This is a genomic window from Blastococcus sp. SYSU D00813 (genome assembly GCF_054050735.1).
In genome coordinates this window covers 44,717-62,749 of sequence record NZ_JBJGZX010000010.1, presented here as the reverse complement: position 1 = coordinate 62,749, position 18,033 = coordinate 44,717, and the positions used below count along the sequence as shown (strand labels likewise).

Annotated in this window: 16 protein-coding genes; 14 read left to right on the top strand and 2 right to left on the bottom strand. The window is 74.2% G+C overall.

Annotated features, from left to right (window positions below; all coding sequences use genetic code 11):
* The first annotated feature begins 281 nt into the window (after positions 1–281).
* The 7 genes from dnaK to ACI8AX_RS09265 all read left to right on the top strand — a co-directional run bounded on the left by dnaK (position 282) and on the right by ACI8AX_RS09265 (position 7,344).
* Positions 282–2,150 carry a molecular chaperone DnaK gene (gene dnaK / locus ACI8AX_RS09295; RefSeq protein WP_456549520.1) on the top strand — a complete coding sequence of 623 codons (1,869 nt, stop codon included), beginning with the start codon at positions 282–284 and terminating at the stop codon, positions 2,148–2,150.
* A complete protein-coding gene (grpE, locus tag ACI8AX_RS09290) occupies positions 2,147–2,854 on the top strand; it encodes a nucleotide exchange factor GrpE (RefSeq protein WP_456549519.1) in 708 nt (235 codons plus the stop codon). The genes dnaK and grpE overlap by 4 nt, the downstream gene beginning before the upstream one ends.
* Before the next feature lie 19 nt (positions 2,855–2,873).
* Positions 2,874–4,088, top strand: coding sequence for a molecular chaperone DnaJ (gene dnaJ / locus ACI8AX_RS09285; RefSeq protein WP_456549518.1), 1,215 nt, complete (start codon positions 2,874–2,876; stop codon positions 4,086–4,088).
* The gene (locus ACI8AX_RS09280) at positions 4,085–4,561 is read left to right on the top strand and encodes a heat shock protein transcriptional repressor HspR (protein ID WP_456549517.1); all 477 of its coding nucleotides are present in this window, start codon (positions 4,085–4,087) and stop codon (positions 4,559–4,561) included. The genes dnaJ and ACI8AX_RS09280 overlap by 4 nt, the downstream gene beginning before the upstream one ends.
* On the top strand, positions 4,558–5,055 hold the full coding sequence (locus ACI8AX_RS09275) for a MarR family winged helix-turn-helix transcriptional regulator (RefSeq protein WP_456549516.1): 498 nt from the start codon (positions 4,558–4,560) through the stop codon (positions 5,053–5,055). The genes ACI8AX_RS09280 and ACI8AX_RS09275 overlap by 4 nt, the downstream gene beginning before the upstream one ends.
* Before the next feature lie 160 nt (positions 5,056–5,215).
* A complete protein-coding gene (locus ACI8AX_RS09270; RefSeq protein WP_456549515.1) occupies positions 5,216–5,701 on the top strand; it encodes a MarR family winged helix-turn-helix transcriptional regulator in 486 nt (161 codons plus the stop codon).
* Between the two features lie 47 nt (positions 5,702–5,748).
* Complete coding sequence (locus tag ACI8AX_RS09265) at positions 5,749–7,344, top strand: MFS transporter (protein WP_456549514.1); 1,596 nt, start codon at positions 5,749–5,751, stop codon at positions 7,342–7,344.
* A 67-nt stretch (positions 7,345–7,411) separates the two neighbouring features.
* On the opposite strand, the gene ACI8AX_RS09260 is transcribed toward ACI8AX_RS09265, so the two are convergent.
* Together ACI8AX_RS09260 and ACI8AX_RS09255 are read right to left on the bottom strand one after the other, a co-directional pair.
* The gene (locus tag ACI8AX_RS09260) at positions 7,412–7,849 is read right to left on the bottom strand and encodes an OsmC family peroxiredoxin (RefSeq protein WP_456549513.1); all 438 of its coding nucleotides are present in this window, start codon (positions 7,847–7,849) and stop codon (positions 7,412–7,414) included.
* 83 nt (positions 7,850–7,932) lie between these two features.
* Positions 7,933–8,391, bottom strand: coding sequence for a MarR family winged helix-turn-helix transcriptional regulator (locus ACI8AX_RS09255; protein WP_456549512.1), 459 nt, complete (start codon positions 8,389–8,391; stop codon positions 7,933–7,935).
* Between the two features lie 215 nt (positions 8,392–8,606).
* Here ACI8AX_RS09255 and clpB point away from each other — a divergent pair, with 215 nt between their 5' ends.
* The 7 genes from clpB to ACI8AX_RS09220 all read left to right on the top strand — a co-directional run bounded on the left by clpB (position 8,607) and on the right by ACI8AX_RS09220 (position 17,975).
* Positions 8,607–11,195: an ATP-dependent chaperone ClpB gene (clpB, locus tag ACI8AX_RS09250; RefSeq protein ID WP_456549511.1), complete on the top strand. Its 2,589-nt coding sequence runs from the start codon at positions 8,607–8,609 to the stop codon at positions 11,193–11,195.
* A 96-nt stretch (positions 11,196–11,291) separates the two neighbouring features.
* Complete coding sequence (locus tag ACI8AX_RS09245; protein WP_456549510.1) at positions 11,292–11,909, top strand: hypothetical protein; 618 nt, start codon at positions 11,292–11,294, stop codon at positions 11,907–11,909.
* 81 nt (positions 11,910–11,990) lie between these two features.
* Positions 11,991–13,691: a molybdopterin-dependent oxidoreductase gene (locus ACI8AX_RS09240; protein ID WP_456549509.1), complete on the top strand. Its 1,701-nt coding sequence runs from the start codon at positions 11,991–11,993 to the stop codon at positions 13,689–13,691.
* Positions 13,692–13,840: 149 nt separating this feature from the next.
* A complete protein-coding gene (locus ACI8AX_RS09235) occupies positions 13,841–14,515 on the top strand; it encodes a fasciclin domain-containing protein (RefSeq protein ID WP_456549508.1) in 675 nt (224 codons plus the stop codon).
* A 63-nt stretch (positions 14,516–14,578) separates the two neighbouring features.
* Positions 14,579–15,133, top strand: coding sequence for an orotate phosphoribosyltransferase (gene pyrE / locus ACI8AX_RS09230; protein WP_456549507.1), 555 nt, complete (start codon positions 14,579–14,581; stop codon positions 15,131–15,133).
* A gap of 92 nt (positions 15,134–15,225) precedes the next feature.
* Positions 15,226–16,623, top strand: coding sequence for an FAD-binding oxidoreductase (locus tag ACI8AX_RS09225; protein WP_456549506.1), 1,398 nt, complete (start codon positions 15,226–15,228; stop codon positions 16,621–16,623).
* Positions 16,624–16,628: 5 nt separating this feature from the next.
* Positions 16,629–17,975, top strand: coding sequence for an FAD-dependent oxidoreductase (locus ACI8AX_RS09220; RefSeq protein ID WP_456549505.1), 1,347 nt, complete (start codon positions 16,629–16,631; stop codon positions 17,973–17,975).
* The last annotated feature ends 58 nt before the right edge of the window (positions 17,976–18,033 follow it).

Sequence of the window (18,033 nt, the reverse complement as noted above, 5' to 3'; positions counted from 1 at the left end):
GCCGTCGTCCCCGCCGGGCGCCTCGTCCGTCGCCGGGTCGACGGCCGGCGGACGGTCCCGTCCGTTGCCTGGCGCGAGCCGCACCCCGTCCGTGGCGCCGGGGGGTGGGTGGCTTCTCGGCTGCCGGTGTGGGGGCGGCCGGGAACACTCCCCGGCGACGTGCCGTTAGGCTGGGCAGGAAAGTTGAGCGGACCCGACGCAAGATGATGGACGGCGGTCCCTCGACGGCCCCACGCAGACCACGGAACACCCAGCATCATCACGGAAGAGAGGCCAGCTCCATGGCTCGAGCGGTCGGTATCGACCTCGGCACCACCAACTCCGTCGTCACCGTCCTGGAGGGCGGTGAGCCGACGGTCATCGCGAACTCCGAGGGCTCGCGCACCACGCCCTCGGTCGTCGCCTTCGCCAAGAACGGCGAGGTCCTCGTCGGCCAGTCGGCCAAGAACCAGGCGGTCACCAACGTCGACCGCACCATCCGCAGCGTCAAGCGGCACATGGGCACCGACTGGCGCACCGACGAGATCGACGGCAAGAAGTACACGCCGCAGGAGATCAGCGCCCGCATCCTGCAGAAGCTCAAGCGGGACGCCGAGACCTACCTCGGCGAGCCGGTGACCGACGCCGTCATCACCGTCCCGGCCTACTTCGAGGACGCCCAGCGCCAGGCCACCAAGGAGGCCGGCGAGATCGCGGGCCTCAACGTGCTCCGCATCGTCAACGAGCCCACCGCGGCCGCGCTGGCCTACGGCCTGGACAAGGGCGAGACCGAGCAGACGATCCTCGTCTTCGACCTCGGCGGCGGCACCTTCGACGTCTCGCTCCTGGAGATCGGCGAGGGCGTCATCGAGGTGAAGGCCACCGCCGGTGACAACCACCTCGGTGGCGACGACTGGGACGAGCGCGTCGTCAAGCACCTGGTGCAGACGTTCAACGCCCAGAACGGCATCGACCTGTCCAAGGACAAGCTGGCCATGCAGCGGCTCCGCGAGGCCGCCGAGAAGGCCAAGATCGAGCTGTCGGGCGCCCAGTCGAGCAACGTCAACCTGCCCTACATCACCGCCGGCGCCGACGGCCCGCTGCACCTGGACGTCACGATCACCCGCGCCGAGTTCCAGCGGCTGACGCAGGACCTCCTGGACCGTGCCCGCGCGCCGTTCAACCAGGCGATCCGCGACGCCGGCATCTCGGTCGGCCAGATCGACCACGTCGTCCTCGTGGGTGGCTCGACCCGCATGCCCGCCGTCACCGACCTGGTCAAGGAGCTGACCGGCGGCAAGGAGCCCAACAAGGGCGTCAACCCCGACGAGGTCGTCGCCATCGGCGCCGCCCTGCAGGCCGGCGTCCTCAAGGGCGAGGTCAAGGACGTCCTGCTGCTCGACGTCACCCCGCTGTCCCTGGGCATCGAGACCAAGGGCGGGATCATGACCAAGCTCATCGAGCGCAACACCACGATCCCGACCAAGCGCTCGGAGATCTTCACGACGGCCGACGACAACCAGCCGTCCGTGCAGATCCAGGTGTTCCAGGGCGAGCGCGAGATGGCCATGTACAACAAGAAGCTCGGCATGTTCGAGCTGACCGGTCTGCCCCCGGCGCCCCGCGGCGTCCCGCAGATCGAGGTGGCCTTCGACATCGACGCCAACGGCATCGTGCACGTGTCCGCGAAGGACCTGGGCACGGGCAAGGAGCAGTCGATGACCATCACCGGCGGCTCGGCCCTCCCCAAGGAGGACATCGAGCGGATGATGCGCGACGCCGAGGCCCACGCCGAGGAGGACAAGCGCCGCCGCGAGGAGGCCGAGACCCGCAACCTGGCCGAGTCCCTGCAGTACCAGACCGAGAAGTTCCTGGCCGAGAACGGCGAGAAGATCCCGGCCGACAAGAAGGAGGAGCTCGGCGAGGCGCTGACCGAGCTGCGCTCCGCCCTCGGCGGCTCGGACATCGCGGCCATCAAGGCCGCGCAGGAGAAGGTCGCCCGCATCTCGCAGGAGGTCGGCGGGGCGCTCTACGCCCAGCAGGCCGAGGCGGGTGCGGCCGGCGCCGGCGCCGGCGCGGACGGCCCGGACGCCGGTGCGCCGGGCGCGTCGTCGACCGACGACGACGTCGTGGACGCCGAGATCGTCGACGAGGACGACACCCGCCGATGACAACGGGGGACGAGCAGCCGCGGGTCGTGATCCGTGACAAGCGGCGGATCGACCCCACCAGCGGCACGGTGCGGGAGCCGGCCGGCGCACAGCCGGCCGGCTCCCCGCCGGGCGGGCCCACCGCATCCGCAGCCACCAGTCGTGCAGCAGGGGAGCAGATGAGCGAGAACGAGACGGCGGCCGCCCCGCCGGTCGAGGAGCAGGCGAGCGGGAGCGCGGACGGCGACCTCGCCCGTCAGCTCGCCGAGCGGACGGAGGACCTGCAGCGGGTCACCGCCGAGTACGCGAACTACCGGCGACGGGTCGACCGCGACCGCGCGCTGGTCGTCGACCAGGCGGCCGAGCGCTTCGCCACCGGGCTGTTCCCGATCGTCGACGACATCGAGCGGGCGCGTGACCACGGGGACCTGACCGGCGCCTTCAAGGTGGTCGCCGACCGGGTCCTCGGGGTGCTCGACGGCCTCGGGGTCGAGGCGTTCGGGAAGAGCGGCGACCCGTTCGACCCGGCGCTGCACGAGGCGGTCATGCACGACACCTCCGCCGAGGTGAGCGTGCCGACCGCGACCACGGTGCTGCGGCAGGGCTTCCGCCGCGGCGACCGCGTGCTGCGCACCGCGATGGTGGCGGTCACCGAGCCCGAGCACCCGGCGCCCGCCGCCGAGCCGGCCGACGAGCCGGCGGCAGGCTCACCGGCGTCCGACTGAGCGCGAGAGGGGGCGTCCGATGAGCACCCGGGACTTCATCGAGAAGGACTACTACGCCGCGCTGGGCGTCGCCCAGGACGCCGACGCGGCGGCGATCAAGAAGGCCTACCGCCAGCTCGCCCGCGACCTGCACCCGGACAAGAACCCGGGCAACGCGGACGCGGAGGCCCGGTTCAAGGAGGTCTCCGAGGCCTACGACGTGCTGTCGGACCCCAAGCGTCGGGCCGAGTACGACGAGGCGCGGCGGCTGTTCGGTGCCGGCGGGGCGGGGGCGCGGGCCGGTTTCCCCGGCGGCTTCCCCAACAGCGCCGGCACCGGCCAGCCGTTCGACCTCGGCGACCTGTTCGGCGCGGCCGGCGGTGCGGGCGGCCGGACGGGTGGGGCCGGCGGTCTGGGTGACCTGCTGGGCGGCCTGTTCGGCGGCGGTGCCGCGCCGGGCAGTGCCCGGGCGCGCAGCCAGGCGGCGTCCGGGCCGGCCCGCGGCCAGGACGTCGAGACCGAGGCGACCCTGTCGTTCGAGGAGGCCGTCCTCGGCGTGACCGTGCCGCTGCGGATGCAGAGCCCGGGCACCTGCCCGACCTGCGCCGGCAGCGGCGCCAAGCCCGGCACCTCCCCGCACACCTGCCCGGTGTGCCAGGGCGCCGGGGTGACCAGCCGCAGCCAGGGCGCGTTCGCGTTCTCCGAGCCGTGCCGCAACTGCCGCGGCAGCGGCTCGGTGGTCGACGACCCGTGCCCGACCTGCACCGGCAGCGGGGTGACGACGCAGACGCGCACCATCACCGTCCGCATCCCGGCCGGCGTCAAGGACGGCCAGCGCATCCGGCTGGCCGGCAAGGGGGCGCCGGGACGGCGGGGCGGTCCGGCCGGCGACCTGTTCGTCGTCGTGCACGTGTCGGAGCACGAGCTGTTCGGGCGCTCGGGCAGCGACCTGACGCTGACCGTGCCGATCACCTTCGGCGAGGCGACCCTCGGCACCACGCTCACCGTGCCCACGCTCGACGGCAACGTCTCGCTGCGGGTGCCGGCCGGCACCGCCAGCGGGCAGACGCTGCGCGTGCGCGGCCGCGGCGTCCCGGGCAAGGGCCGGCCCGGTGACCTGCTGGTGACCGTCGAGGTCGCCGTCCCCAAGCGGGTGTCGCCGGCCGCCGAGCAGGCGATCAAGGCGCTCGAGGCCGAGCTCGGTGACCCGCGGCCGCGGATCACCGCCGCCGTCTCCGGTGGGGGTGCCCGGTGACCGCCCCCACCGACGGCGGCCGCGAACGGGCGGAGGCCGGCCGCGCCGTCGCCGAGGACGCCCCGGTCTTCGTCATCTCGGTGGCCGCGGAGCTGGCGGGGATGCATGCCCAGACCCTGCGGCAGTACGATCGGCTCGGCCTGGTGCGGCCGGGGCGGACGGCCGGCGGTGGGCGCCGGTACAGCCCGCGCGACGTCGCGCTGCTGCGGGAGGTGCAGCGCCTGTCCCAGGAGGACGGCGTCAACCTCGCCGGGATCAAGCGGATCATCGAGCTCGAGTCGCAGGTGGAGGCGCTGCAGCAGCGCGTCCGCGAGCTGATCGACGAGCTCGAGGTGGCCGAGAGCCGCCGGATCGCCGCGGAGAGCGCCGCGCGCACCGGCTCCTTCGGGAGCGGGGGCTACGGCGGCGCGCTGGTGCCGATGCGGCCCTCCACCTCGGCGCTCGTGGTGTGGCGCCCGCGGGAGTCCCGATGAGCACCGGGGACCCGGTGGAAGCGGAGCGGCCCGTGGACACGCACGAGGCCTACGTCGTGGTCGAGCGGGAGATCGGCCTGCTGCTGCGCCGGTCGCGGGCGATGTCCACCCGGCTGGCGCGGGAGATCCACCCCGACCTCGACGGTGCCGCCTACGGCCTGCTCGCCCTCCTCGCCGACGCCGGCCCGCTGCGGGCCACCGACCTCGTCGTGCGGCTGGGCCTGGACAAGAGCACCGTCAGCCGGCAGGTCTCCTCCCTGGTCGACCTCGGGCTGGTCAGCCGGGAGGCCGACCCCACCGACGGCCGGGCCCAGGTGCTGACCCCCTCGCCGCAGGGAGCCGCCCAGCTGGCGCGCATCCGGGAGGCGCGGCGGGCCCGCTGGGAGGAGGACCTCTCCCACTGGCCGGTGGAGGACGTCGCGCGGCTCGGGGAGCTGCTCGGCCGGTTCAACCGGCTCGGCGAGGCGCAGGCCCGCACCGCGACCACGCTCTAGCGCCACCGCCCGCTCCGGCCGAGGCCCGGTCCCCGCACCCGCGAGGACCGGGCCTCGCCCGTCCGGGGGTGTGGCGCACATCCCGCGCGTCTGTTGTTGCAGACAGCAACCAACCGGACATATGGTTGGTGTCAGCAAGTTCCTGACGCGTGAGGACCCCATGCCCACCACCCGCGAGACCCGCGACCGGCTCGCCGCCGGCCTCTCGCAGCTGTTCCGCACCGGCCGCCACCTCGGCTCCCGAGCCGCCGACGCCCTGTACGGCGACCTGCCCTCCTACGGCTGGGCCCTGCTGGTCCCCCTCGAGCAGGGCGGCGAGCAGCGCTGCAGCGGCCTGGCGGCCGCCGCCGGCATCGACGTCTCGGTCGCCAGCCGGCAGGTGGCCGCCCTGCAGCGGGCCGGCTACCTCGAGCGCCGTCCCGACCCGCGTGACGGCCGCGCCAGCCTCCTGCGGCTGAGCGACGCGGGCGCCGCCGCGCTGGCCACCACGCGCGCGCTGCGCAACGACTGGGCGGCCACCGCGCTCGGCGGCTGGGACGAGGACGACGCCGTCCGCCTGTCCGAGCTCGTCGAGCGACTCCTCGGCGACCTGGAGGCGGCCGCCCGCCACCCGGGTCGTCCCGCGACCGACCGGGTCGCCTCGTGACTCCCGCGCCCGACCGCGCGCCCTCCCCAGGACCGACCAGGAGAACCGTGACCAGCACCGTCGACGCACCCGCCCCCGTGCAGCAGCAGGGCCGGATGAGTCACCGCCAGATCCTCGAGGCCCTCTCGGGGATGTTGCTCGCGATGTTCGTGGCGTTCCTGTCCTCGACCGTCGTCTCCAACGCCCTGCCCACGATCATCACCGACCTGCGCGGCTCGCAGAGCCAGTACACCTGGGTGGTCACCGCGACCCTGCTCGCCTCGACCGCCTCGACCCCGATCTGGGGCAAGCTCGCCGACCTGTTCAGCAAGAAGCTGCTGATCCAGCTGTCGATCGTCGTCTTCATCGCCGGGTCGATGCTCGCCGGGCTCGCCCAGTCGGTCGAGACGCTCATCGCCTGGCGCGTCCTCCAGGGCCTGGGCCTCGGCGGCCTGCAGGCGCTGGTGCAGATCGCCATGGCGGCGATGATCAGCCCCCGGGAGCGCGGCCGGTACTCCGGCCTGCTGGGCAGCGTCATGGCGGTGGCCACCGTCGGCGGCCCGCTGCTGGGCGGCCTGCTGGTGGACACCAGCTGGCTGGGCTGGCGCTGGTGCTTCTACGTCGGCGTGCCCTTCGCCGCGGTCGCCCTGGTCCTGCTGCAGCGGACGCTGCACCTGCCGGTGACCAAGCGGGACGTGCACATCGACTACCTCGGCGCGGCCTTCCTCACCGCCGGCGTCTCGGCCCTGCTCATCTGGGTCACCCTGGCCGGCGACACCTTCGCCTGGGCCTCGACCGAGACGGCGCTGTTCCTCACCGGCGGCGTGCTCGCGGTGGTGGCCTTCGTGGTCACCGAGCTGAAGGCGCGCGAGCCGATCGTCCCGCTGCGGCTCTTCCGCGACCGCACCACCACCCTGGCGATCCTGGCCAGCATGGCCATCGGTGTCGCGATGTTCGGGTCATCGGTGTTCCTCGGCCAGTACCTGCAGATCTCCCGCGGCTACTCGCCGACCGCGGCGGGCCTGCTGACCATCCCGATGGTCGCCGGGCTGCTGGTCTCCTCGACGGTCTCGGGCATCCTGATCACCCGCCACGGCCGGTGGAAGCGGTTCCTGGTGGCCGGCTCGCTCACCGTCGTCGCCGGCTTCGGGCTGCTGGGCACGATCGACCACGAGACGGCGATGCCCCTGCTGGGCGTCTTCCTCTTCGTGCTCGGCACCGGCATCGGCATGACGATGCAGAACCTGGTGCTGGCGGTGCAGAACACCGTCGCCGCCCAGGACCTGGGCGCGGCGAGCTCGGCCGTGGCCTTCTTCCGCAGCCTCGGCGGCACGATCGGCGTCTCGGTCCTGGGTGCGGTCCTCAGCGCCCGTGTCGGCACGCTCATCACCGCGGGCCTGCCCGAGGGGGCGGCGTCCGGCGGGTCGGGGAGCGTCGGGCTGGCCGACCTGGCCGACGCGCCGCCGGCCATCCGCGAGCTGATCACCGTCTCCTACGGCGACGCGACCGGCCGGATCTTCCTGGTCTCGGGACTGGTGGCCGTGGTCGCCGTCCTGGCCATCGCGTTCATCCGCGAGGTCGCCCTGCGGACGGAGAGCGGCGAGGAGCGGCTGCGCTCCGAGGTCCCGGCCGCCGGTGAGGCGGAGCACGCGCTCGCCCGCTGACCGAGGACGCCTCGCACGACGACGGCCCGCACCCCAGCCGGGGTGCGGGCCGTCGTCGTGCGGGAGGTCAGTCCAGCGAGGCGTCGAGGGTGATCTCGCCGACGCCGGCGAGGGCCTTGCTCACCGGGCACCCGGCCTTGGCCGCCTGGGCGGCCTGCTCGAAGCCGGCGGCGTCCAGGCCCTCCACCTCGCCGTGCACCGTGAGGTGGATCTTCGTGATGGTCGGTGCGCCGTCTTTCTGCCCCAGTGTCACCTCGGCGCTGATCTCGAGCCCCTGCGGCGTCCCCCCGGCCTTGCCGATCTCGCTGGACAGCGCCATGGCGAAGCAGGACGAGTGCGCGGCGGCGATGAGCTCCTCGGGGCTGGTGGTGCCACCGGCCTCCTCGGCTGCGCGCTTGGGGAAGCTGACGTCGAAGGTCCCGGCCTTCGAGCTCGACAGCTCGACCTGCCCGGACCCCTCCTGCAGGGTGCCGTTCCAGGCCGTACGGGCGCTACGAGAGGGCATGGCTCTCCTCCTGGGTCGGGCCGCCCGGTCCGGACGGCGCTGACCCGGGCCCTACCCGGCCGGGTGGGGCACAACCGGAGAGGTCAGACGCCCGTGCGCTCGGCCGTGCCCACCCGCTCGATGAGCGTCTCCAGCTGGGACTTCAGCCCCTGGAAGCTGTCGACGTCCAGCTCGAGCGCACAGAGCATGTCCTTGTTGATGGCCAGGCCCCGCTCGCGCAGCGACCGGCCCTTCTCGGTGAGCGCGATCGCCACCGACCGCTCGTCCTCGACCCGCCGGTGACGGGTGACCAGGCCGGCCGCCGTCAGCCTCTTCAGCAGCGGGGACAGCGTGCCGCTGTCGAGGTTCAGCCGCGTGCCGAGCTGGCCGACGGTCTGGTTGTCCTCTTCCCACAGCAGCATCATCACGAGGTACTGGGGATAGGTCAGGCCGATCTCGTCGAGCTGGGGCCGGTACCGCGCCGTGAGGGCGCGAGACGCGGCGTAGAGGGCGAAGCACAGCTGGTCCTCGAGGAGGACGCTGGGGCTCGGCAGGCGCGTCATGACCGCGAGTCTACGGCCGAATTGCACTCTTCCTTTCTCGGCGTGCCCGCGGATGCACCCGGGAGTGAGTCGTACGTCACACCCGCGGTCCGTGGAGGAGGTGCGGCGACTGGACGCAGCAGGGTTGAGCGGAACAGACTCAACCCTGAGTGCGTTGGAGCGATCGAACCGGCCGGGCACCCCGGCCCCGAACGCGAGAGGAACCCCCGCCACCGATGGCGCAGAGCAAGCTCACCACCCGTTCGCAGGAGGCCGTCGCCGCCGCGCAGCGGCTGGCCGTCGACCGCGGCCAGGCCGCGCTGGAGCCCCTGCACCTGCTGGTCGCCCTCCTCGAGCAGACCGACGGCATCGCGGGTCCGCTCCTGAAGGCCACCGGCGCCGACCCCGCCGACGTGCGTGCCAAGGCCGAGGCCGCGGTCCGGCGCCTGCCCAGCGTCAGCGGCGCCACGGTCCCCGCCCCGTCGCCGTCCCGCGACCTCCTGCGCGTCCTGAACGCCGCCGGCGAGCAGGCGAGCGCCCTGGGCGACGAGTTCATCTCCACCGAGCACCTGCTCGTCGGCCTCGCCGGCTCCGAGGGCGAGGCGGCTGCCGTCCTCACCAGCGCCGGCGCCACCCGCGAGGCGCTGCTGGCCGCCTTCCGCACCGTCCGCGGCAACCGGAAGGTCACGACCGCCGACCCGGAGAACACCTTCCAGGCGCTGGAGAAGTTCGCCGTCGACCTCACCGAGCGGGCCCGCGAGGGGAAGATCGACCCGGTCATCGGCCGGGACACCGAGATCCGCCGCGTCGTGCAGGTGCTGTCCCGGCGCACCAAGAACAACCCCGTCCTCATCGGCGAGCCCGGCGTCGGCAAGACGGCGATCGTCGAGGGCCTGGCGCAGCGGATCGTCGCCGGCGACGTCCCCGAGAGCCTCAAGGGCAAGCGGCTGATGGCGCTCGACCTGGGGGCGATGGTGGCCGGCGCCAAGTACCGCGGCGAGTTCGAGGAGCGGCTCAAGGCCGTCCTGCAGGAGATCACCGAGGCCGAGGGGCAGGTCGTCACCTTCATCGACGAGCTGCACACCATCGTGGGCGCCGGCGCGAGCGGTGAGTCCGCGATGGACGCCGGGAACATGATCAAGCCCATGCTCGCCCGCGGCGAGCTGCGGATGGTCGGCGCGACCACGCTCGACGAGTACCGCGAGCACATCGAGAAGGACCCGGCGCTGGAGCGGCGCTTCCAGCAGGTGCTGGTCGGCGAGCCCTCCGTCGAGGACACGATCGGCATCCTCCGCGGCCTCAAGGAGCGCTACGAGGTGCACCACGGCGTGCGCATCACCGACGCCGCGATCGTCGCCGCCGCCACCCTGTCGGACCGGTACGTCACGGCCCGCTTCCTCCCGGACAAGGCCATCGACCTGGTCGACGAGGCCGCCAGCCGGCTGCGCATGGAGATCGACAGCCGGCCGGTGGAGGTCGACGAGGTCGAGCGCGCCGTGCGCCGGCTGGAGATCGAGGAGATGGCGCTGGCCAAGGAGGACGACCCCTCCTCGGTCGAGCGGCTCGCGGCGCTGCGCGAGGACCTCGCCGACCGGCGGCAGGAGCTCGACGAGCTCACCGCCCGCTGGCAGCAGGACAAGAGCGCGATCGTGCGCATCCAGCAGATCAAGGAGGAGCTGGAGCGGGTGCGCCAGGAGGCCGAGCGCGCCGAGCGCGACGGCGACCTGGCCCACGTCGCCGAGCTGCGCTACGGGCGCATCCCGCAGCTGCAGAAGGCGCTGACCGAGGCCGAGGCGTCGGTCGAGACGGGCGACTCCATGCTCAAGGAGGAGGTCGGCCCCGACGACATCGCCGAGGTCGTGCAGGCGTGGACCGGCATCCCCGCCGGCCGGCTGCTCGAGGGCGAGACCCAGAAGCTGCTGCGGATGGAGGACGAGCTCGGCCGGCGGGTCGTCGGCCAGCCCGACGCCGTCCGCGCCGTCTCCGACGCGGTGCGCCGGGCGCGCTCCGGCGTCGCCGACCCCGACCGCCCGACCGGGTCGTTCCTGTTCCTCGGCCCGACCGGCGTCGGCAAGACCGAGCTGGCCAAGGCGCTGGCGGAGTTCCTGTTCGACGACGAGCGGGCGATGGTCCGCGTCGACATGAGCGAGTACTCCGAGAAGCACTCGGTCGCGCGGCTGGTCGGCGCCCCGCCCGGCTACGTCGGCTACGAGGCCGGCGGGCAGCTCACCGAGGCGGTGCGGCGGCGGCCCTACACCGTCGTCCTGCTGGACGAGGTGGAGAAGGCCCACCCGGACGTCTTCGACGTGCTGCTCCAGGTGCTCGACGACGGCCGGCTCACCGACGGCCAGGGCCGCACGGTCGACTTCCGGAACACCATCCTGATCCTGACGTCGAACCTCGGGTCGCAGCTCATCGCCGACCAGTCGGTGCCCGAGGCCAGTCGCCGCGAGGCGGTGATGGGCGTGGTCCGCGGGCACTTCAAGCCGGAGTTCCTCAACCGGCTCGACGACGTCGTGGTGTTCCGGGCGCTGGGCAGCGAGGAGCTGACCGGGATCGTCGACATCCAGGTCGGCGTACTCGCCCGGCGGCTGGCGGCGCGCCGGCTGACGCTCACGGTCACCGACGCCGCCCGCGAGTGGCTGGCCCTCAACGGGTTCGACCCGGTGTACGGGGCCCGGCCGCTGCGCCGGCTGGTGCAGTCGGCGATCGGCGACCAGCTCGCCCGGGCGCTGCTCGCCGGTGACATCCGGGACGGCGACCAGGTCGTCGTCGACGCCCCGGACGACCTCTCCGTCGACGGGCTCGTCGTCCGCCGCGGCTGAGCGCGACACCCCGGCCGGCCGGGACGGTGGAACCCGCCGTCCCGGCCGGCCGTCGTCGATGATCGGGGGGACACACCGGCACGGCAGGGAGCGAACATGGCGGCAGGGCAGGACGGTCCCGACCAGCAGGGAGGGCAGCAGCCGCCGCCGTACCCCGGCCAGCAGCCGCCGCCGTACCCGGGCCAGCAGCCGCCGCCGTACGGCTACGTGCCCGCGCCGTCGGCGCCCGGCTGGGGCGGGCCGCCGCCGGAGCCGCGGGAGCAGCCGACGACGGTCCGCATCGGGATCGGCGCCTTCGTGGCGACCCTGGTCCTCGGCCTCGTCTCCGCGGGCGTGCAGTTCTCCGACCCCGACGCGCTCATCGACCAGCTCCAGGCCCAGGACCCCACGGTCACCGAGGACCTCGCCCGGACGGCCCTGACCATCGGCATCGTCTTCGGGCTGCTCATCGTCGCCCTGCAGGCGCTGTTCATCTGGTTCGCCTGGAAGGGCCGCAACTGGGCGCGCATCGTCCTGTTCGTGCTCGGCGGCATCACGGTCGTGTTCGGGCTGGCCGGCCTCAGCGGCGGCACCGCGACCGGTGCCGACGGCTTCCTCACCTCCATGGCGGTCTTCTCCTGGCTCCTGACGCTGGTGGGCGTCGTCGCCCTGGCGCTGAAGCCGTCCTCGGACTGGTACCGGCACGAGGGCCGGCGCCGGCGGGTCGCGCGCTGAGGCCTGGCCGGGAGGAGCCCGCCCGGGCATCGTGACCCAACCGTGATGAACCAGACGACCCCCTCGAGCCGAAGACCCCACGTGACCACCCTCGAGCAGGCCCCCGCGCCCGCCGCCGACGCCGCCCCCGCGGGCCGTCGCGGCCGGTGGCTGCGCCGCCTGCTCGCGGCGCTGGCCGGCCTCCTGGCCGCCGCGGTGGCCCTCGGCGTCGCCCAGCTGGTGTCGGCGGCCACCGGGCCCTCGACCGCCCCCGTGGTCGCCGTCGGGGACACCGTGATCACGCTGGTGCCCGAGTCGGTGAAGCAGTTCGCCATCCGGACGTTCGGCGAGAACGACAAGATCGCGCTCGTCGCCGGCACGCTCGTGGTCGTCGCGCTGTACGCCCTGGTGATCGGGGTGCTGTCGCTGCGGTGGCGCCCGGTCGGGGTGGTCGGGGTCGCGGTTTTCGGCGTCCTCGGTGCCTGGGCCGCGGCCAGCCGCCCGGCGGCCGAGACCCTCGCCTGGCTGCCCTCGGTGGTCGGCGCGGCGGCGGGCGTCCTCGCGCTGCTGTTCCTGCTGCGCCCGCTCACCGGCCGGCCGGTCCTCCCGCGCGAGCTCCCGCCGGCCGACGCGTCGGCAGCCGTGGAGCGGCACGCCGACCGGCACGTCGACGAGACCGCCGTCGACCGGCTCCGCGAGGTGCTCGGCACCGCCGGCGACCGCAAGGGCCTGGACCGCCGCGGCTTCTTCCTCAGCAGCGGCGTCGCCCTGGGCGTCGCCGCGGTCACCGGGGGCGGCGGGTACCTGCTGCAGCGCCGGTTCGACGTCAGCGCCGAGCGCGCCGACCTGACGCTGCCGACCCCCGCCTCCCCGGCCCCGCCCCTGCCCGCCGGAGCCGACCTCGCCGAGACCGTCGACGGCCTGACCCCGCTGGTCACCCGCAACGGCGACTTCTACCGCGTCGACACCGCGATCACCGTCCCGCAGATCAAGCCCGCGGACTACCGGCTCGAGCTGACCGGCTCCTTCGACTCGCCGTCGTCGTTCTCCCTCGACGACCTCTACGGCCGCGACGACCTCATCGAGCGCGACATCACGCTGACCTGCGTCTCGAACGAGGTCGGCGGCGGGCTCGCCGGCACTGCCCGGTGGATCGGCGTCCCCCTCGGCGCGTTCCTGCGCGAGAACGGCGTCTCCGACGACTCCACCCAGCTGGTGTGCCGTTCCAGCGACGGCATGACGATCGGGGCGCCGACCCGCTCGGCCCTCGAGGTCGAGGACGCGATGCTCGCGATCGGCATGAACGGCGAGCCGCTGCCGGTCGAGCACGGCTTCCCGGTCCGCATGATCATCCCCGGGCTCTACGGCTACGTGTCGGCCTGCAAGTGGCTGGTCGGCATCGAGGCGACGACGTTCGACGCCTTCGACGCCTACTGGGTCGAGCGCGACTGGGCGCAGGAGGGGCCGATCAGGGTGGCCTCCCGCATCGACACCCCCGCGCCGCTGCGGCGCTTCCCCGCCGGCCGCCGGGCGATCGCCGGCGTCGCCTGGGCGCAGACCCGCGGCATCGCCCGGGTGGAGGTCCGCGTCGACGAGGGGGACTGGCTGGAGGCCGAACTCGCCCCCGAGGTCGACGCCGACGTCTGGCGGCAGTGGGTGCTGCCCCACGACTTCGCCCCCGGCAGCTACCAGCTCACCGTCCGGGCCACCACGGCCGACGGCGAGGTCCAGACCGCCGACCGGGCCGCGCCGTTCCCCGCGGGCGCGACCGGCCTGCACTCGATACGGGTGATCGCGACCTAGCCGTCGCCCGCCCCGCGCCACCCCCCCAGACCCGTCTCGGCCACCCGGCCGCAGGCGTACTTCCCGACCCGTCCGACGGGCCGGGAGAGCACCACCCGCCCAGCGGCGCCCCTGACCCCGGCGTCGCACCGGAAGAGATGGAGCACCTCGTGAAGCGCACCCTGACCCGCGGCGTGATGCTGGCGGCCGCCTCGACCCTCGCGCTCGGCATGGCCGCGTGCGGGTCCGACGACACCGACGACACGGCCTCGGACAGCGGCTCGTCCTCGAGCAGCAGCAGCTCGGCCGACGACAGCATGTCGAGCAGCGCCCCCTCCTCCGACTCGATGTCCGAGGAGCCCTTCGGCGCCGGCTGCAGCGCGGTCCCGACCGAGGGCGAGGGCAGCTTCACCGGCATGACAGACGACCCGGTGGCGACCGCGGCCAGCAACAACCCGGCCCTGTCCACGCTGGTCCAGGCCGTCACCCAGGCCAACCTCGTCGACACGCTCAACAGCGCGCAGGACATCACCGTGCTGGCCCCGGCCAACCCGGCGTTCGAGGCCGTCCCGGCCGACGCGCTCAACGCCGTCCTGGCCGACAACGCCCAGCTGACGCAGATCCTGACCCACCACGTCATCGAGGGCCGGCTGGCCCCCGACGCGCTGGCCGGCACGCACACCACGCTGGCCGGCGACGAGGTGACGATCGCCGGCTCCGGTGAGTCGTTCACGATCGACGGCACCGTCACCCAGATGCAGGCCTCGGTGATCTGCGGGAACGTGCAGACGGCCAACGCCACCGTCTACATCATCGACCAGGTGCTGGCGCCCGTCGCCGGCTGAGCCCGGCACGACGGCCCGGCTCCCCCCGGGGGCCGGGCCGTCGTGCTGCGTAGGGTCGGATCCATGCCGGCCCCCGCCAGTCACCCCGACCGCGACCGCCTGCTCGAGCTGATCGTCGAGCTCGCCGTCGTCCACGGGAGGGTCACGCTCTCCTCCGGCCGCGAGGCCGACTGGTACATCGACATGCGCCGGCTGACCCTGCACCACGAGGGTGCCCCGCTGGTCGGCCGCGTCATGCGCCAGCTGACCGGCGACCTGCGCTACGACGTCGTCGGCGGGCTGACCCTGGGCGCCGACCCCGTGGCGACGGCGATGCTGCACGCAGCCGCGCAGGGCGAGGGCTTCCTCGACGCGTGCGTCGTCCGCAAGGCCGGCAAGGCGCACGGGCTCCAGCGGCGGATCGAGGGGCCCGACGTCGCCGGGCGCTCGGTGCTCGTCGTCGAGGACGTCTCGACCACCGGCGGCAGCCCGCTGACCGCCGTCGAGGCGCTGCGCGAGGCCGGCGCCGAGCCGATCGCCGTGGCGGTGGTCGTCGACCGCGGCGGGCGGGCGGCGGTCGAGGCGGCCGGGCTGGAGTACCGCGCCGCGTTCACCCTCGCCGACCTCGGCCTGGAGTAGTCGCGGCGTCCCCCCGCACCGCGCACCGCGAGGGAGGACGCGCCACGGTCAGGCCGGCCGATCGGAGCGGGGGGCCGCCGTACCGTGTGTCCGTGACCACAGTGACGACGGCGTGGGTCGCCGAGCTGGTCGACGCGCTGGGCGCCGACAGCGTGCTCACCGACCCCGACGTCACCGCCTCCTACGCCCGCGACCAGGCGATGCTCGCCGAGGCCGGCACGCCCGCGGCCGTGGCCTTCCCGCGCTGCACCGACGACGTCGCCGCCGTCCTGCGAATCGCCCACCGGCACGGCGTCCCCGTCGTCCCGCGCGGGGCGGGCTCCGGGCTGGCCGGGGCGAGCAACGCCGTCGACGGCGCCGTCACGCTCGTCATGACCCGGATGGACGCCGTCCTCGAGGTGTCGCCGGCCGACCGCCTCGCCGTCGTCCAGCCCGGCGTGGTGAACAAGCAGCTGCGTGACGCCGTCGCCGGGCACGGGCTCTTCTACCCGCCGGACCCCTCCAGCTACGACTGGTGCACGATCGGCGGGAACCTCTCCACCAACTCCGGCGGCCTCTGCTGCGTCAAGTACGGCGTCACGACCGACTACGTGCTCGGCCTGGAAGTCGTCCTCGCCGACGGCCGGGTGCTGCGCACCGGGCGCCGCACGGTCAAGGGCGTGGCCGGCTACGACCTGGCTCGGCTGTTCGTCGGCTCGGAGGGCACGCTCGGCGTCATCACCGAGGCCACCCTGGCGCTGCGCCCCGCGCCGCAGCGGCCGGTCACCCTCGCGGCCACGTTCGCCACCACCGCGCAGACCGGTCAGGTGGTGGAGCGCGTGGTGACCACCGGGCTGGTGCCCAGCCTGCTCGAGGTCATGGACAACACGTGCATCTGCGCCGTCGACGACCTGCTGCGCGCCGACCTCGACCGCGGCGCCCACGCGCTGCTGGTCGCCCAGTCCGACACCGGCGGGACGGCGGCACTGGCCGAGATCGAGGCGCTGGCGGCCCTGTGCCGCGAGGCCGGCGCGGACCTGGTGCACACCACCGACGACCCGGCCGAGGGCGACCTGCTGCTGGCCGCCCGGCGGATGGCGCTGCCCGCGCTGGAGCAGCTGGGCAGCACGCTCATCGACGACGTCGCCGTCCCCCGCTCGGCCATCGCCACCTTCCTCGACGGGTGCGACGCCATCGCCGCCCGGCGGGAGCTGACCATCGGCGTCGTCGGGCACGCCGGCGACGGCAACATGCACCCGACGATCTGCTTCGACCCGACCGACCCCGGCCAGCGCGAGCGGGCCTTCGCGGCGTTCGACGACATCCTGGAGCTGGGGCTCTCGCTGGGCGGCACGGTCACCGGCGAGCACGGCATCGGCTCGCTCAAGGTCGACTGGCTGGAGCGCGAGATCGGCCCGGTGTCCCTGGAGGTGCACCGCTCGATCAAGGACGCGCTGGACCCGTCCGGGCTGCTGAACCCGGGCAAGGTGCTGCGCCGCCTGACACGCTGAGGAGCATGAGCCCGGAACGGCTGCTCGTCATCGGTGGGGACGCCGCCGGCATGTCCGCCGCGGCGCAGGCCCGTCGCCTGCGCCCGGACCTGCGCATCACCGTCCTCGAGCAGGGCCCCGACGTCTCCTACTCGGCCTGCGGGATCCCGTACTGGGTCGGGGACGTGGTCAGCGACCGGGACCGGCTGATCGCGCGCACGCCGCACGAGTTCGCCGCCCAGGACGTCGACGTGCGGATCGGCACCCGCGCCGAGGCCGTCGACCTCGCCGCCGGCACCGTGCGCACCTCCGCGGGCGACGTCCTCGGCTACGACCGGCTGCTGGTCGCCACCGGCGGCCGGCCGGCCCGGCCGCCGGTCCCCGGGCTGGACGCCGAGGGCGTGCACGGCGTCCACCGGCTGGCCGACGGAGCCGACGTCCGCGCCGCCGTCGCCGCCGGGGCCACGCGTGCCGTCGTGCTCGGCGGCGGCTACATCGGGCTGGAGATGGCCGAGGTGCTCCACGCGCGCGGGCTGGCCGTGACCGTCGTCCTCGCCGACCCGCTGCCCATGGCGCAGCTCGACGACGACATGGGGGAGCGGGTCTGCGCCGCGATGGGGGCGATGGGCATCGACGTCCGGCCGAACGAGCCGGTGCGCGAGGTGGAGACCGACGCCGACGGCGTCGCCCGCGCGGTCCGCACCGACGCCGGCGCCTACGAGGCCGACCTCGTCGTCCTCGGCCTAGGCATGGGCCCGGAGGTCTCCCTCGCCCGGGACGCCGGCCTGCAGCTGGGCAGCACCGGCGCCATCGAGGTCGACCGCACGCAGCGCAGCGTCTCCCACCCGGAGGTGTCGGCCGCCGGCGACTGCTCGCAGACGTTCTCGCGGATCACCGGCGAGGCGCTGCACATCCCGCTCGGCACGCACGCCAACAAGCAGGGGCGGGTGGCCGGCTCGGTGATCGCGGGCAGGCCCGCCCGCTTCCCCGGCGTGCTCGGGACGGCGCTGACCAAGGTCGGCGACACCGAGGTGGCCCGCACGGGGCTGTGCACGACGCAGGCCGAGCAGGCCGGGTACGACCACCGCACCGAGACCGTCCACGGCACCACGCGCGCCGGCTACTACCCCGGCGCCGAGGACATCACGGTCAAGCTGGTCAGCGAGCGCGGCTCCGGGCTGCTGCTCGGCGCGCAGATCGTCGGGGGGCCGGGCAGCGGCAAGCGGATCGACGTCCTCGCGACGGCGATCTGGGCCGGCCTCACCGCCGAGGAGCTGGCCGGCTCCGACCTGTCCTACGCGCCGCCGTTCTCGCCGACCTACGACCCGGTGCTGGTGGCGGCGCGGGTGGCCAGCCGCATCGAGCAGGGCTGATGGAGGACCCCGTCCTCCTCGGGACGGGGCCGACGCCGCGGGCCCCTACAGCGGGGCC

Excerpts from the sequence above, each read along its gene's own strand:
- dnaK (WP_456549520.1), top strand. The coding sequence starts at position 282 with ATGGCTCGAGCGGTCGGTATCGACCTCGGCACCACCAACTCCGTCGTC.
- ACI8AX_RS09245 (WP_456549510.1), top strand. The coding sequence starts at position 11,292 with ATGGCGGCAGGGCAGGACGGTCCCGACCAGCAGGGAGGGCAGCAGCCG.
- ACI8AX_RS09275 (WP_456549516.1), top strand. The coding sequence starts at position 4,558 with ATGAGCACCGGGGACCCGGTGGAAGCGGAGCGGCCCGTGGACACGCAC.
- ACI8AX_RS09260 (WP_456549513.1), bottom strand. The coding sequence starts at position 7,849 with ATGCCCTCTCGTAGCGCCCGTACGGCCTGGAACGGCACCCTGCAGGAG.
- ACI8AX_RS09270 (WP_456549515.1), top strand. The coding sequence starts at position 5,216 with ATGCCCACCACCCGCGAGACCCGCGACCGGCTCGCCGCCGGCCTCTCG.
- pyrE (WP_456549507.1), top strand. The coding sequence starts at position 14,579 with ATGCCGGCCCCCGCCAGTCACCCCGACCGCGACCGCCTGCTCGAGCTG.
- ACI8AX_RS09220 (WP_456549505.1), top strand. The coding sequence starts at position 16,629 with ATGAGCCCGGAACGGCTGCTCGTCATCGGTGGGGACGCCGCCGGCATG.
- dnaJ (WP_456549518.1), top strand. The coding sequence starts at position 2,874 with ATGAGCACCCGGGACTTCATCGAGAAGGACTACTACGCCGCGCTGGGC.
- ACI8AX_RS09255 (WP_456549512.1), bottom strand. The coding sequence starts at position 8,391 with ATGACGCGCCTGCCGAGCCCCAGCGTCCTCCTCGAGGACCAGCTGTGC.
- clpB (WP_456549511.1), top strand. The coding sequence starts at position 8,607 with ATGGCGCAGAGCAAGCTCACCACCCGTTCGCAGGAGGCCGTCGCCGCC.
- grpE (WP_456549519.1), top strand. The coding sequence starts at position 2,147 with ATGACAACGGGGGACGAGCAGCCGCGGGTCGTGATCCGTGACAAGCGG.